The sequence below is a fragment of the Staphylococcus sp. EG-SA-2 genome (assembly GCF_017152085.1).
The window spans coordinates 1-548 of the sequence record NZ_JACYHC010000118.1 but is presented as its reverse complement, the minus strand read 5'-3'; the positions used below and the strand labels follow the sequence as shown (position 1 = coordinate 548).

General features: G+C 35.2%; 1 pseudogene. It reads right to left on the bottom strand.

Annotation, left to right across the window (positions count from 1 at the left end):
- Positions 1-548, bottom strand: a pseudogene (locus IDG60_RS01125) (2-oxoglutarate dehydrogenase E1 component); the annotation flags it as partial.

The following is a 548-nucleotide window of genomic DNA, read 5'->3' as shown; positions in this document are numbered from 1 at the left end:
TATTTTGAACAAGTTTATGAATTTCTCCATCGCCTTCAGCTGGAGCAGCCCTTTGAATTCTGCCATGATAACTTAAATCATATTTATCTGCAACTAGCACTTTAACATATGGATAGACATATAACCAGGCACCTTGATTTTTAGGTTCTTCTTGTACCCATGACACTTCTTCAAGGTTTGGCAATTGTGCTAGTAATGCTTCAATCTCTTCCTCTGGGAATGGATACAATCTTTCAATCGCAACGAGTAATACTGATTCGTCTGGATTTTTAGCTAATGCTTCTTTTAAATCAATGAACATTTTACCAGTTGCCAAAATAACTTTTGTAACCTTATCCGCTTGATATGATTCTGTCAAAATTGGCTCAAATCCACCAGAAGTAAATTCATCAATTGGTTTTGCAACTGTTTTATTTCTCAGTAAGCTTTTTGGTGACATAACAACCAATGGTCGCATTTGTTCAGAATCTAAACTAGCTGCTTGTGCACGCAATAAGTGGAAATAATTACTTGAACTAGATAAGTTGACAACTGTGCAATTATTTTCA